Annotated in this window: 11 protein-coding genes and 1 tRNA gene; 1 reads left to right on the top strand and 11 read right to left on the bottom strand. The window is 59.3% G+C overall.

Going from position 1 to position 14,238, the window contains the following annotated elements; all coding sequences use genetic code 11:
- Positions 1–306: 306 nt before the first annotated feature.
- The 9 genes from rplT to recJ form a co-directional block, all read right to left on the bottom strand.
- Entirely contained in the window at positions 307–666 is a 360-nt protein-coding gene (gene rplT, locus DWV43_RS09090) for a 50S ribosomal protein L20 (protein ID WP_022094123.1), read from the bottom strand.
- 46 nt (positions 667–712) lie between these two features.
- A complete protein-coding gene (gene rpmI, locus DWV43_RS09085; RefSeq protein WP_006234422.1) occupies positions 713–904 on the bottom strand; it encodes a 50S ribosomal protein L35 in 192 nt (63 codons plus the stop codon).
- Between the two features lie 32 nt (positions 905–936).
- Positions 937–1,506, bottom strand: coding sequence for a translation initiation factor IF-3 (gene infC, locus DWV43_RS09080; protein WP_089573296.1), 570 nt, complete (start codon positions 1,504–1,506; stop codon positions 937–939).
- 431 nt (positions 1,507–1,937) lie between these two features.
- Positions 1,938–2,024 (bottom strand) — tRNA-Leu (locus tag DWV43_RS09075).
- Between the two features lie 39 nt (positions 2,025–2,063).
- The gene (locus DWV43_RS09070) at positions 2,064–3,497 is read right to left on the bottom strand and encodes a transglutaminase-like domain-containing protein (RefSeq protein WP_117778876.1); all 1,434 of its coding nucleotides are present in this window, start codon (positions 3,495–3,497) and stop codon (positions 2,064–2,066) included.
- 251 nt (positions 3,498–3,748) lie between these two features.
- Positions 3,749–4,615: a class II fructose-1,6-bisphosphate aldolase gene (fba, locus tag DWV43_RS09065; RefSeq protein WP_035137086.1), complete on the bottom strand. Its 867-nt coding sequence runs from the start codon at positions 4,613–4,615 to the stop codon at positions 3,749–3,751.
- Positions 4,616–4,809: 194 nt separating this feature from the next.
- A complete protein-coding gene (locus tag DWV43_RS09060; protein WP_117776097.1) occupies positions 4,810–5,493 on the bottom strand; it encodes an MBL fold metallo-hydrolase in 684 nt (227 codons plus the stop codon).
- 84 nt (positions 5,494–5,577) lie between these two features.
- Complete coding sequence (locus DWV43_RS09055) at positions 5,578–7,938, bottom strand: bifunctional (p)ppGpp synthetase/guanosine-3',5'-bis(diphosphate) 3'-pyrophosphohydrolase (protein ID WP_117818245.1); 2,361 nt, start codon at positions 7,936–7,938, stop codon at positions 5,578–5,580.
- A 15-nt stretch (positions 7,939–7,953) separates the two neighbouring features.
- Positions 7,954–11,241, bottom strand: coding sequence for a single-stranded-DNA-specific exonuclease RecJ (gene recJ / locus DWV43_RS09050; RefSeq protein ID WP_117818243.1), 3,288 nt, complete (start codon positions 11,239–11,241; stop codon positions 7,954–7,956).
- 276 nt (positions 11,242–11,517) lie between these two features.
- On the opposite strand from recJ, the gene DWV43_RS09045 reads away from it, so the two are divergent.
- Entirely contained in the window at positions 11,518–12,516 is a 999-nt protein-coding gene (locus tag DWV43_RS09045; protein ID WP_117818241.1) for a bile acid:sodium symporter family protein, read from the top strand.
- A 30-nt stretch (positions 12,517–12,546) separates the two neighbouring features.
- On the opposite strand, the gene DWV43_RS09040 is transcribed toward DWV43_RS09045, so the two are convergent.
- Positions 12,547–13,344 (bottom strand): DUF4931 domain-containing protein, encoded by a 798-nt coding sequence (locus DWV43_RS09040; protein WP_117818239.1) that lies wholly within the window; start codon positions 13,342–13,344, stop codon positions 12,547–12,549.
- 3 nt (positions 13,345–13,347) lie between these two features.
- Positions 13,348–14,025, bottom strand: a complete 678-nt coding sequence (locus tag DWV43_RS09035; RefSeq protein ID WP_117818237.1) for a copper homeostasis protein CutC — start codon at positions 14,023–14,025, stop codon at positions 13,348–13,350.
- Between the last annotated feature and the right edge of the window lie 213 nt (positions 14,026–14,238).

Raw genomic sequence — 14,238 nt, 5'->3', positions numbered from 1 at the left:
CGGCTGATCCGGTCCGACCGGGCCGCGCGGCAAGGAGATATATTGCCAGACCGCGAAGCCCTGTGGGTCGTCAATTCCACTCTTCACAAGTCCTACACAACATATCGCTTTCTATAGCTAATAGAAAGACTGGTGCGGATCTTCCGCACGTATCAGATGATGACCCTTTGGTTTAGGAATATATAGAGATCGGTCACCTGTAAATGTCTATCTACCCGCGCTTTTAGCAATGTAAACCGCGCTTCAGATAAAAAGAGGGAGCGCCGCGCACAACGCGACACTCCCCTAGCGATTCAAGAGAATCTATTAGGCCTCGAGAGCCTTCTTGGCAATGGCAGCCAGCTCGTTGAAGGACTCGATGTCCTCGTAAGCCATCTGAGCCAGGACCTTGCGGTCGAGCTCGATGCCGGCAACCTTCAGGCCGTGCATGAACTGAGAGTAAGAGATGTCGTTCAGGCGAGCAGCAGCGTTGATACGGGTGATCCAGAGAGAACGGATCTCGCGCTTCTTGTTGCGGCGATCACGATACTGATACTGCAGGGAGTGCTGGACCTGCTCTTTAGCATGCTTGTAAGTACGCGAAGCGGCACCGTAGTAACCCTTCGCACGGTGCATAACGGTACGGCGCTTCTTCTTGGCGGCAACAGCGCGCTTAATACGTGCCATGTTCTATCAACTCCTAGACGGTAAAACGAAAAACGGGAACGCGAACTTAGGCGAGACGCGACTTGATGACCTTGCGGTCGGCAGCGGCGATCTCGGTCTCCTGACGGAAGCCACGCTTACGCTTGGTGGACTTCTTGCTCAGGATGTGGCTCTTGAAAGCCTTGGCGCGCATAAGCTTGCCGGTACCAGTCTTGCGGAAACGCTTCTTGGTGCCGCTGTGGGACTTCATCTTAGGCATGAAATACTCCTTAATCGGTTACAGAACACTAGTTACTTGCTATCGCTTGCCGCTTTATCCTCATCGAAGGCGCCCTTAATCGGGGCGAGCAGCATAAGCATGTTACGGCCTTCCATCTTAGGCTTGGACTCGACCGTAGCGTAAGGCTTGAGATCCTCGGCGAGACGCTCGAGAACGTTAAGGCCCTGCTCCGGGTGAGCCATCTCACGGCCGCGGAACATGATGGTGATCTTAACGCGTGCGCCCTTCTTGAGGAAACGCAGAACGTGGCCCTTCTTGGTCTCGTAGTCGCCAACGTCGATCTTGGGTCGGAACTTCATTTCCTTGACCTCGACCTTGGACTGGTTCTTACGAGCAGCCTTGGCCTTCATGGCCTGCTGGTACTTGAACTTACCGTAGTCCATGACCTTGCAGACCGGCGGCTCCGCGTTGGGAGCGATCTCGACCAGGTCGAGACCCTGATCGTCGGCGACGCGCTGGGCATCGCGGATGGCGAACAGGCCGAGCTGAGAGCCATCGACGCCAATCAAACGACACGAAGATGCAGTGATCTCGTCGTTGATGCGGGTGTCATCAGACTTAGCTATTTTCCCTACCTCCATTCATAAAAAAATAACCCGGCGCTTCTCAGCAACCAGGTCGTACACATAGACTTCCTCGATTTGAGGAAGGGAATCTAAGTTGTATGACCAGTCAGCTGCTCATTGGCGCCAAAAGGTGGGAACCCTCAGGTTCCTCTTTAGGGCATTGCGGGAACAACGCCTTGCGAATAATAACACGTACAGCGCGTTATCACATTACGTACACGAAAAAGGGACCTTGACCCCCTTGAACGCTCGCTTGCATGTATGGTGCTCGAGGCGAGACTCGAAGGGCCTTCGCTTCGCGAAGCCCCGGGCTTCGGGCGCGTGGCGCCCTCGCCACGCTCCGCTACAAACAGGCCACAGGCCTGTTTGCTTAACGCTTCGCGCGCTCACGCGAGTTCGGCACGAAAAAGGGGGCCGCAACTCCCTTGAACGCTCACTTGCATGTATGGTGCCCGAGGCGAGACTCGAACTCGCACGTTGTTGCCAACGGTGGATTTTGAGTCCACTGCGTCTGCCAATTCCGCCACTCGGGCACGCAATGCGTGAGTTAGTTTATCACAGCTTTCTACCGATTAGTCCGAAAATGGAACTTCGAGCATTTCGATGAGTTCGACCGTGCGGAGCATCTCGCGCCGACGGCATCCGCGACCGTCGACCGAAGCCTCACCCATCTGGTTATCGTAAGGGTCCTCGCGCATGCCGTCGAAAGAGGGCTCAAACTCTGCCTGGAATCGATTGTTGGCCACCATACGCCACGGGTCGAGATTGCCAAAGTAGTGACGGCGGCGCCACTCCTCCCCCATCCTGCGAGCAGAAGATCCAAATGACACGTCGGCGTTGAGCCATCCGGTCTGCGGCGTATAGAACTCTGCCCAGTCGTGCGACCCCACCGAATCGGGCGCAACATACAGGCCGCTCTGCCAACGGGCAGGCACGCCCGCGATACGGCACATGGTGATAAACGTGAGCGCCATAACGCCGCAATCGCCGCGGAGCGAATGCGCGCAGTCATCGGCAATAGATCCCAAAAGCAAGTAAGGCGGCTGATAGCGATAGTCGATGTACTGCGTCAGGTAATCATAGATAGCACGGGCGCGATCGAGCGGATCCTCGAGCCCGTCAATGACACGGGCTGTCAGCTGCTGTAGATACGGCGTGAATGCAATGTGCGGACGGTCCTCGGAGGTGTCCACGGGCAGTGGCGCGTCCATGCAAGGATGCACCGGAAGCGCACCCCCATAGACATCACGATAAGCGGCATCAATTTGATAGCGATAGGTCACCGAGAATGAGCGCTCACTCGAAGAAGACCACGAGGCGGTACGCGCCGAAGCATTCGCGGGGGCAACAGCACCCTCCGGCGTCATATCGAGAACCTCGATATGAGACTGTTGACGACAGGCGGCGGCAACGGGTAGCCACGCGCGAACGGTCTCCCCTTCCAGAGCGCCGGGGACAGACACGGACGCTTTAAGCGTAATGACGCGAGCCAATCCGTTTTGTGACTCCATCTCCTTGAGCATCTCGTTGCGCAGTGCTATTCCGTCCGTAGAATCAGGCCGCATGCCGGGAACCTCTTTGGGATATACGCGAAGCGAATCGAGGAAGTTGTCGAGAACGAACAGTTCGCCATCGATAAAGCGCCAGTCAATACGCTTACGATTAATCAGGTCATCAAACTGCTCTTCGGTAAACTCTGGCCACTCCTCGCGAATCATCGCAATAGCCTGGTCGCGCGACACCGAAAAATGAAGCGGCGTCTCGAGCATGCGATACCGCTCGGCACGAACACAAGCAGCCAGCGAAGGCTCGGGGTTCTGCTCCAAAAGGCGATCGCAGGCAGCAACAGCCTGCGTCAAATACCCGGCATCCATAAGACGAAGAATCTCGGGCGGCAGTCCAACATCGAGATGACGAAAGTCATCACAGCAAACATCAGCAGAGCAACCAACTGGACCCTCGTCAATAACCTTCCCATCCGAAGGCAGCACATTAATAACAGCCATACCAAAACTCCAAGTCACTAGAACGCTTGAAGCCCATTGTAGCGAGATAAAAAGAAAGCCCCAACAAGGGAGCCATCAACACCGCTGAACGGTAGTCAAATAAATAATTCAGCCTCGTAACCCTGCGGCGTTAAACGAAGGAAGCCCCGTCCCCCGGAGCTGTTTTCTTGGCGCGACTTCTGGCAAAGCCAGGTGAGCGCAAAGGAAACAGTGTAGGGGGACGGGGCTTCCGGCGGGAAGTTTAGCGACGCTTACGCCTTGTTGACGGAGCCAAACTCCTCCATGAGCTCCTTGGTGCGGGCAACGATGTTGTCGCGACCAGGCTTGAGGAGCTTGCGGGGGTCAAAGCCCTTGCCCTGCTGATCCTTGCCAGCCTCGATGTACTCGCGGACGCCCTTGGCGAAGACGAGCTGCAGGTCGGTGTTGACGTTGATCTTGGAGATGCCCAGGGAGATGGCCTTCTTGATCTGATCCTCGGGGATGCCGGTGCCACCGTGCAGAACGAGGGGCAGGTCACCGGTCTGGGCCTTAATCTCGCCCAGACGCTCGAAGGAAAGACCAGCCCAGTCGGCGGGGTACACGCCGTGGATGTTGCCGATGCCGCAGGCGAGGAAGTCGACACCCAGGTCAGCGATCTGCTTGCACTCAGCAGGATCAGCGAGCTCGCCGCTGGAGGTCACGCCGTCCTCGGTGCCGCCGATGCCGCCGACCTCGGCCTCGATGGACATGCCCTTGGAGTGGGCAAGCTCAACGAGCTCCTTGGTGCGGTCGAGGTTAAGCTGGAAGGTCTCCTCGTGAGAGCCGTCATACATGATGGACGTGAAGCCGGCCTCGATGCACTTGAAGCAGTCCTCGTAAGAACCGTGATCGAGGTGAAGGGCGACGGGAACGGTAACGCCCGTGGCCTCGACGGCAGCCTTGACCATGTCGGCGCAGACCTTGAAACCGCCCATCCACTTAGCGGCACCAGCGGTGCACTGAAGGATCAGCGGAGACTTGGCCTCCTCGGCGGCCTGGAGAATAGCCAGGGTCCACTCGAGGTTGTTGGTGTTGAAGGCACCAAGACCGTACTTGCCGGCCTCGGCCTTCTTGAGCATGTCTGCTGCGTTGACGAGCATAAAAGAAACCTCCTGTAAGGTTGCTCCGATAACGCCTGAGATTTTACCACGGCGCACCCGAGCATAAACGTTCGTTTGTTCACGAATATCGTCCAAACAGACTTTTTTGACCGTTTGCCCTACGAAATCGACCCGTTGGGGAAAAATAGCTTGACGTTTGGACGCTTCTCGTGCTTCAAAAGCCGACTATTAAGCTAAATCTGCATGAAAGGGTTCTGCATGAGCTCGCGTGCCATGGTGGTCGAATCGCCATGACCGGTTAGGCAAACGGTATCGGGCGGGAGAAGCCGGGCGAGCTTGGAGAGCGAGCGCAGAATCGCCGCCTCGTCTCCTCCAGAAAGATCGGTGCGGCCGTGCCCACCCGGAAACATGGTGTCGCCCACAAAGGCAATGTTCCCCTGCTCGGTGGCGGCAAACAAGACGATCCCGCCCGGCGTATGCCCTGGCGTCTCGATCACCTGCAGGTAGATATCGCCCACCTTGATAGCATCTCCCTCGGCGAGCAGGTGCGTCGGCTCCCCGGGGTCAGGCGTCTCAATGCCCCACATAGCTCGCTGTTCCTCGATGTTCGCATGCGGCACCGCCACATCCTTAGCACACAGCTCATACTGGCAGCCCTCGCCAACGGTGGTTCGCACGCCTGCAACACCACCAACATGATCGGCATGGCCATGAGTGCATACGGCGCCAAACACGCGTACGCCGGGATGCTCGGCTCGAATATGCTCCACCAGGCGTTCGCCTTCCCATGCGGGATCGATAATCACGCACTCATTGTCCGAAATAACAGCATAGCTATTGGTCTGAATGGGACCGTTTACGAGCGTCTCGATCTCGACCGATCCCTTGGGAGTTAAATCCAAGGACACAGCACTCATGTCCCTCTCCTCTCTATAGAACTCGAGGCATCAAACGATGCCTCGAGTGTAGCGAATATCGATAATGTGACACGTTCGTCGCGACTAAACGCGGCGCTTAAGCTGGGCTCCACCCTCACCGGGCATCAGGCGGCGCGCGTCGTAGACCGAGTCAACGCTGCTGATGGAGGCCAGCAGCGGATCCAGACCACTCGCGTCCGAGATCTCGACCATAAAGCGCAGGGTTGCAATACCCTCGCGGTTGGTCGACGTGGCGGCAGAAAGGATATTGCCACCCGCATCGCCAATGGCAATGGTGACATCCTTGAGCAGGCCCATGCGGTCCAGGCACTCGACCACGATCTCGACCTGGAAGAGGGTGTCGGCAGCGCCGTCCCATTCCACATCGATCATGCGCTCGGGATGCACCATAAGACCCTTGACGTTGGGGCAGTTGGCGCGATGCACCGAAACGCCACGACCGCGCGTGATGAAGCCGACGATGTCGTCGCCCGTCACGGGGTTGCAGCAATGGGCCAGACGGACCAGCAGGCCGCTGTTGCTCTCGCCCTTGACGATAATGCCGTTGCTGGCGCTCTTGCCGCGCTTTTGCGGCTTGCGGTTGGAGCCGCGGGCAGGCTGCTTGACGACCTCGGCGATAGCCTCGGCCTTGGTGAGCTGTTCCTCGGGTTTGGGGTCCAAGATTTGCTCGACCTTATTGCCAACGGCACGTGGGGCGACTTTGCCCGCACCAACGGCGGCAAACAGGTCCTCGAGCTGCTTATAGTTAAACTGCTCCGCCACGGCGTTGAGCGCACGCGTGGATCGTGGCGTAGAGATGCCATATCCGCGCTTGCGCAGGTCCTTAGCCAGTATATCGCGGCCGGCGGCAGCGTCGTCGTCCTTGGTCGCGGCGGCGAAGTAACGACGGATCTTTGACTTGGCGGAAGGTGTCTTAACGATCTTGAGCCAATCACGCGACGGCTTGGAACTCTTGTTGGTCAGAATCTCGACACGGTCGCCCGTCTTGATCTCGTGCGTGAGCGGGGCCACCGCACCGTTGATCTTAGCGCCGACGCAGTGGTTTCCCACCTCGGTGTGAACGGCGTAGGCAAAGTCGAGCGGCGTGGAGCCGGCACGAAGCGCCATGACCTCGCCCTTGGGCGTAAAGACGAAAATCTCCTGATCGAAGAGGTCGACCTTCAGCGAATGCAGGTATTCCTTGGCGTCGGTGATCTCATCAGACGCAGCCCAATCGAGCGAATGTTTGAGCCAGTTAATCTGGTCGTCCAAGCGCTGGGCATCATTGGTCTTAGACGCGGACGATCCGCCCGACTTCTTATAGAGCCAGTGGGCGGCAATACCGTACTCGGCCTGCTCGTGCATCTCGTAGGTACGAATCTGAATCTCGAGCGGACGAGCCGTGGGGCCGATAACCGTCGTGTGGAGCGACTGGTAGTTATTGACCTTGGGCATGGCGATATAGTCTTTAAAGCGCCCGGGCATGGGGTGCCACAGCGTATGCACCGCACCGAGCGTGGAATAGCAATCGCGCACCGAATGCGTGATGACGCGCAGTGCCACCAGGTCGTAGATCTCGGAAAATTCCTTGCCCTTGCGCTTCATCTTTTGGTAGATGGACCAATAGTGCTTGGAACGGCCGTTGATCTGAAAGTCCTCCAGGCCAATGCGGTTGAGCTCGTCGGTGAGCGTCTTGATGGTCTCGGCCAGATAGCGCTCACGGACCTCGCGCGACTCCGCCACCATGCGTGCGATGCGCTGGTAGGCGTCGGGTTCAAGGTAGAAGAAGGACAGATCCTCGAGTTCCCATTTAATGGAGCTCATGCCCAGACGGTCGGCCAGGGGCGCATACACGTCCATGGTCTCGCGCGCCTTAAACAGGCGACGGTCCTCACGCAGGGCCGCAAGGGTGCGCATGTTGTGCAGACGGTCGGCAAGCTTAACGATGATGACGCGGATGTCCTTGGACATGGCGAGAAACATCTTGCGCAGCGTGAGCGCCTGTTTCTCGTCCATGCTGTCGACTTCGATGTTGGTGAGCTTGGTCACGCCATCGACGAGCTCGGCCACCGTATCGCCAAACAGGCCGGAAACATCGGCAAGCGAGGTCTCGGTATCCTCGACGGTATCGTGCAGCAGCGCGGCGCACACCACATCGCAGTCCATCTTGAGATCGGCCAAAATGATGGCTACCTCGACGGGATGGTTGATGTACATCTCACCCGAGCGGCGCTTTTGGTTGCAGTGCTTCTCGGCAGCAAAACAATAGGCCTGCTCCACCTTAGAAAAGTCGTCCTCATTCATATATTTGAGGCACAGGCGCTCCAGCTTGTCGTAGCTGTCCGCCATAATCTCGGGCGGCAGCTCATCGGCATGCTTATAGTGCTCCATCTCCGAGAACGGCTGGAGGGCGGAATCATGGGCGGTACGGGCTGCGGCATCCATCGAGGTCCCCTTCCCCTAGGCCCGCGGTACGATCGGGCGGTTAACTTTGGCTAGCATATCAGAAGCGCACGAATCGAGCGCCCAGCTCCGGAAAGCCGAGAACTCCATGCGCGAGCGCAAGCCCTCCAAATAGCGAATTGACCTGCTCAATTGCACACGGCCGGGGTTTTCGGCCATCGCGATGCGACGGGTGTCGTCAAACCCCGAAACGCGACAGAAGCCAAGCTCTTCGAAGATTCCCAGGCCACTTTCCACCGAGCGCTCGTCGACCGGCGTGCGAGCATCGATGGCAAGGCACATCTGCGCGATGTCGATATCGCTCGCGCTAAAGGAATCGTCCCCGGTCTTGCCGCGGTTGGAGCGCCACATGGTTTGCAGCGCGCGATAGAGCGTGACGAGCTCGTCGCGCTCGGGCGCATAGCAGTCGAGTAGGCGCTCGTTAATGCGGGCGTCGCGCGACGAATAGAGCAGGTGAATCACGGCGGGCTGTCCATCGCGACCGGCGCGGCCACTCATCTGGTTAAACTCAATCGCGCCAAACGGCATGTGATAGAGCACGACATGGCGAATATCGGGAAGGTTGACGCCCTCGCCAAAGGCCGAAGTCGAGACGATGCAACTGAGGCTGCCGTCTCGGAATGCTTCCTCCACGCGGCGGCGATCGGGGCGCGCAAGACCCGCGTTATAGAACGCGATATGGGTTGCGCAATCGGGCACACGCTTGCGCAACGTCTTGGCGAGCGCCACGGACTGGTCGCGCGAATTAACGTAGATGACGGTCTTCTCCCCCGTCGCCACGATCGACACCAAACGGTTCTCGCGGCTCGCAAGGTCGCGGTCGTCCTCGAGCTGCAGGTTCTCGCGCACCGTCTCGTCGACCACCGTGCGAGTGATCGGCAGCATGCGGGCAAGCTCGGCCACGACCGGAGCCGTCGCGGTGGCCGTCGTGGCCAGAACGACCGGGTCGCCCAGGGCTTTGAGGATATCGGGCATGTCGAGATAGGCGCTGCGGTCGCCGCCCTTGGCAAGGCCGGCGTGGTGCGCCTCATCGATAACGACAAAGCCGATACGGCCCGAACGCGCGAAGCGGTCGCGGTGAATAGACAGGAACTCGGGCGTCGTGAGCACGATGCCGGTGCGGCCCGAAGCCAGGCCGGCGAACACGTCATCGCGTGCGGCTTCCACGGTCTCGCCGGTCAGCACGCCAACGCCAATGCCAAGCGCTGCCATCGTCGACGAGAGATGATAGGCCTGGTCGGCAACGAGCGCGCGCAGCGGATAGACAAAGATGCTCGCACGTCCGCGAAGGACAGCCTCGCGCGCAGCATGTACATGGAAGATGAGAGACTTGCCGCGGCCCGTTCCCATAACGGCCAAGACGCTCTGGTGGTCAGCCAAGGCATCGAGTGCCTCAACCTGTGCGCGGTGCGGCTGGTTCGATCCGATAAAGCTATGGATAAGCGAGCGCGTGAGCTCGGTATAGGAAAGCTGGGCGAGCGTCTCGCGCTTACGCGACTCCAGGCGCAGGCCGGAATCCGCCGGCTGCACGCCACGACGAAGCTCGCATGCCGGATCGTCGACGCTGGGCAGCGTGGTATCGCGGACCAGAACATCCTTGATCATGAGCTTGGGCTTCACACGCCCCTGCCAATGCTCGGCAACGGCCTCGAACACCAAGTCGACAGCGCTATCGCAGTTGATGAGCTTATCGATTTGCGGCACGCGGAACATAATGGCCGGCACACTCGCGGCGCCATCGGTCGCCACAAAGCGCATGTGCTCGCCGGTTTTGCCCACCACGGCGCGGTCGCACATCGTTACGCCCTCGGCAGCCAGCAGCGGCACCTTGTTGCCCTGGCCAAACGGCTCAAGACGGGAGATCTGCTCGATGGTCTCAATATTCAGCTCGGAAAGGTCGACGGTGGCGGCGACCTCGTCGGTGTCTTCAAAGTCCTCGGCGGGAAGCTCCGATAGCACGGCGGAAAGGCGGCGGCGGAACTCATCGAGCTTGGATGCCTCGATGGTTACACCCACCGCACCGGCATGCCCGCCGCGGCGAATCAGCAGGTCGGAGCAACGCTCGACGGCATCGAACAGGTTGACCTTGCCCACCGAGCGACCCGATCCGCGTGCAACGCCGTCCTCGATCGAGAACAGCAGCGCCGGCACGTGATAACGGTTGGTTAGACGGCTCGCTACGATGCCCTTGACGCCCTCGTGCCAGCCCTCGCCGCCCACGACGATTGCGCGCCCGCCGTCATAAGTCTCCTCGACCTTCGCCATGGCATCGCGCGTAAGCTCGGCCTCGATCTCGCGGCGTTGGCGATTGATTTCCTCGAGCTCGGCTGCCAGTGCACTTGCCTCGATAGGATCGCGGGCAAGCAGCAGGTCGAGCGCCAGCTTGGGATCAGCCATGCGACCGGCAGCATTCAGACGAGGGATGAGCGAAAACGACAGGCCGTCGGCCGTAATGGTAGAAAGGTCGGCCTTGGCAAGTGCGGCAAGCGCGATATAGCCGGGACGGGCCGTCACGCGCATCTGCTGGATGCCCTCGGCGACCAGTGCGCGATTCTCGGGCGTGAGCGGCATCATGTCGGACACGGTGCCCAGCGCCGCGACCTCGATCAGCGAACGCCAATACGACGGCTTGCCCAAACGCTCGCCCAGGACCTGCACCAGCTTGAGTGCCACGCCGGCACCGGCAAGCTCGCGCGAGGGGCCCTCGTCCTCGAGCTTGGGGTCGGTCAGGGGCACGCCCTGCGGCACCTGGTCGGAGGGCTCGTGATGGTCCGTGACCACCAAATCGATCCCCAGGCTCTCCAGATAGGAGACTTCTTCCTTGGCAGCAATACCGTTATCGACGGTCACGATCAGGTTGGGTTGGGCGAGCTCGTTGACGCGGTCGAGCGCCGCACGCGACAGGCCGTAGCCCTCGTCAAAGCGATGCGGGATAAACGGCGTGACGTTGGCGCCAAACGAACGTAGCGCCTCGGTCAACAGACAAGTCGACGTAATGCCGTCGACGTCAAAATCGCCAAAGACGGCGATGCGCTCGTGGCTGCGAATAGCACGCTCAACACGGTCGGCGACGACCGCCATGCCCGGAATAACGAGCGGATCCGCCCAGTCGCGATCGAGCGAAGGCGTCAAAAACAGTTGGCCTTCCTCGATGGATGTAATGCCGTGCGCAACCATAATGCGTGCCACCAGCCCGGGTATGCCCAGGCCAGCCGAAAGCTCCTTTTCGAGCCCGGGGTTTTGCCGAGCGACCGCCCAGCGATGCGTCGTCTTAAGCGATGACATAGGCGCCCACCCCCGATAGGGGCAGGTCGCCGCGATACCTCTCACGGTTCATAGCGATGAGTCCTCTGTGTATGCCCGCTTCGGCAGGCAGATCTGTTGAACGGATTTATTATACCGTGCAGAGCAGACGCAAATCGCCGCAGCACGCCGCGGTTTCGGTAAACGATGCCGGTAATAGCCTCGAAATATTCGAGCGTTTCTGACGCACGGACGCATGCGAGCGTCTAGCATATCCATTCAAAACGGATTCACGGGCAAAGGGAGTCACAAGCGCATATGAAGCAATGGGTTGGACTGGGCAAGTTTCTCGCGGGGCACATGCAGGTCATCGTTCCGATTTGCGTGGCGCTCGGCGTGCTCTTTCCCCAACAGATTGGCGTACTCAAGCCCATCGTTCCCACCCTGTTTGCCTTTATGACGTTTCAGGGTGCGCTCAGCAACACCTTTCACCAGGTAACCGAGGTGTTCCGCCGTCCGCTGCACCTGGTCTTGGCGTTACTCGTCTCGGCGGTGCTTATCCCTATCGCAGCCTATGCCATGGGATCGTTATTCTTTGGCTCCAACCCCAACCTTGTCTGCGGCATCGTGCTCGAATACAGCGTGCCCGTGGCCGTCACCGCTTTTATGTGGATCAGCATGTTCGGCGGCAACGGCCCGCTCGCGCTCACCATCATCCTGACGTCCTCGGTCATCTCACCTGTGACGATTCCGCTTACGCTCAAGCTCCTGCTGGGCGCCACCGTCTCGATCGACGTGCCGAGCATGATGCAGAACATGGCCTTTATGATCGCCATCCCCGCTGTGCTCGGTATTGTCATCAATGAACTCACGCGCGGCTGGGGCCACGAGAAACTCTCTCCCGCGCTCTCGCCCGCCTGCAAGTTCATGATGATGGGCGTCATCGCGTCCAACTCCACCGCTATGAGCGAGTACGTGCTACACATGAATGTTGAGCGCTTGGAAGTCGCGCTCTTTATCCTGGTGTTCGCCATCAGCGGCTTTATCACCGGCGTCCTGATCGCCCGTGCCCTGCACCTGCCGTATAGCGAGACGACCACCATGTGCTTTACCTGCGGCATGCGCAACATCTCTTCGGGTGCCGTCATCGCCACGCAGTATTTTCCCGGCGAAGTGGTATTCCCCGTCATGTGCGGCACGCTGTTTCAGCAGGTGTTGGCCTCAATTATCGGACACCTCTTTGAGCGCCTGACCGGCGAGGAGCGCGCCGCCCAGCGCAAGCGAGTCGAGGCTGGCCGCGATGCCATGGCGCGCTAGGCTGTCCGCATTACGTGGGTGTTAGTCTTGCTATACGAGCGTTTCCAGATGCGCACGCAGACGCTCAGCATCGATATCGAGCGTCGTCTCGGCATTGACTTGGGCCAAACGATAGCCGACAAAGTAGGGCGAAACCACCCAACGCGGCAGCGCCTTGGCAATGGTCCGGCCGCTCATGTGATAGAAGAACAGGTTGTACGACTCTGCACGACCGCCATGGTGCTCGTTCAGGATATAGCGCAGAGCTACCTGGATTGCGTCGGCGAAGAGATCCGCCTCGGCTTGGTCTCTCGTGTCATCGCTGGCGGCGATTCCCTGCGGGGCTGAAACGTTGATCTCAAAGAACCCCATGATCGGTTCGGTTGAGATGTTGACCGCGATTCTCCCCTGTTGCCAGACATTGATGCCTTCGAAATTGGCAGAAGTCAGCGAAGTGTAGCCGTCTTCCTGCTCCAAACCCACAATCTGCATGTGCGGATGAACGAGACTACCGCCCGAAAGTGGGCCCTTGTTCTTGTACATGAGAACGCTGCGATACTGTCGGGAGTCAATCATCCGCTGCCAGCAATCCAGAGCAAACCGCATAACATGATGCAGCTCGTCCGGTGCATAGGTCACCAGGTCGGCATCGTGATCGGCCGACTCGATCAGCACGGTTTGACGGGTGGCGCGCAGGGTCTTGAACTTATTCTCGAGCCAGATGCAGTCACCGTCGCGCCGGATGATATTGGCGAGTTCCTCGGTATCGCAAAAGGGGCACGCGGTGCCGGGACGACGGTTGTCGTCGGGCTTACCGTTCGCCTGCTGAACATCGAATACCAGCGCCACGGGCTATACCTCCAGCGGCACGATCTTGGTGCCATGGAGCTCGGAGACGCCCAGTGCCGCCGCCGCGGTATCGCGGTTGGCCATGGAAATGCCGCCACCGGGAAGGATGGTCAGGCGGTCGCCCGCGTACTCGATCAAGCGGACCAGGTTTTCGAAGTTGCCCTCGATCGGCGTACTGGCAGCGCCACCGTGCGTCAGAATGCGCGTGACGCCGCAGTCGGCGAGCGTGTCAATGGCGTCCAGCTGAGCCTCGGGCGAGAGCTGGTCAAACGCCATGTGGAAAGTGATGTCGATAGGATCGCGCTTGCACTCCTCGGTCGCGCAGCCCGCAGCCATCACGAGGGCGCCAAGGGTGAGCTCGTCGAGCGCCCAGCCGCCGGCACAGGGCTTGCAGCAGCCAAAGACCAGGCCGTCAACGCCGGCGCTCACGGCAAGACCCAAGTCCATCTCCATCATGCGCAGCTCGTCCTGGTTGTAGTGAAAGTCACCGCCACGCGGGCGAATCATGCACATCACTCGCGCGTCATGCTCGTGAGCATAGCTGACCGTAGTGCTGATAACGCCGGCCGAGGGCGTGGTACCACCGACGGCAAGGTTGTCGCACAACTCGATGCGCTTAGCACCGGCATCGATAGCCGCCGGCACACGCTCAAAGTTCTCGGCACAAAACTCGTACAGCATAGATAGACCCCCAAAGACAGCAGATGTTTTCCGACGGGCATTGTCACACACCCCCATGAAGTTGCGGTGGAATAAGGACTCTTTTGACCTCTGAGGCTCCCATTTAGTCCCTATTCCACCGCAACTTAAAGGGAATAGTCGTTGGCATCTGCCACAACGTCGATGTTTTGGCAACGACAGACACTATGACCCAATCCGAGGGCACTAAAAAGA

It is taken from the genome of Collinsella sp. AF05-9 (assembly GCF_003465595.1).
Taxonomy (GTDB): domain Bacteria; phylum Actinomycetota; class Coriobacteriia; order Coriobacteriales; family Coriobacteriaceae; genus Collinsella.
This window is presented reverse-complemented; position numbering and strand designations above follow the sequence as displayed.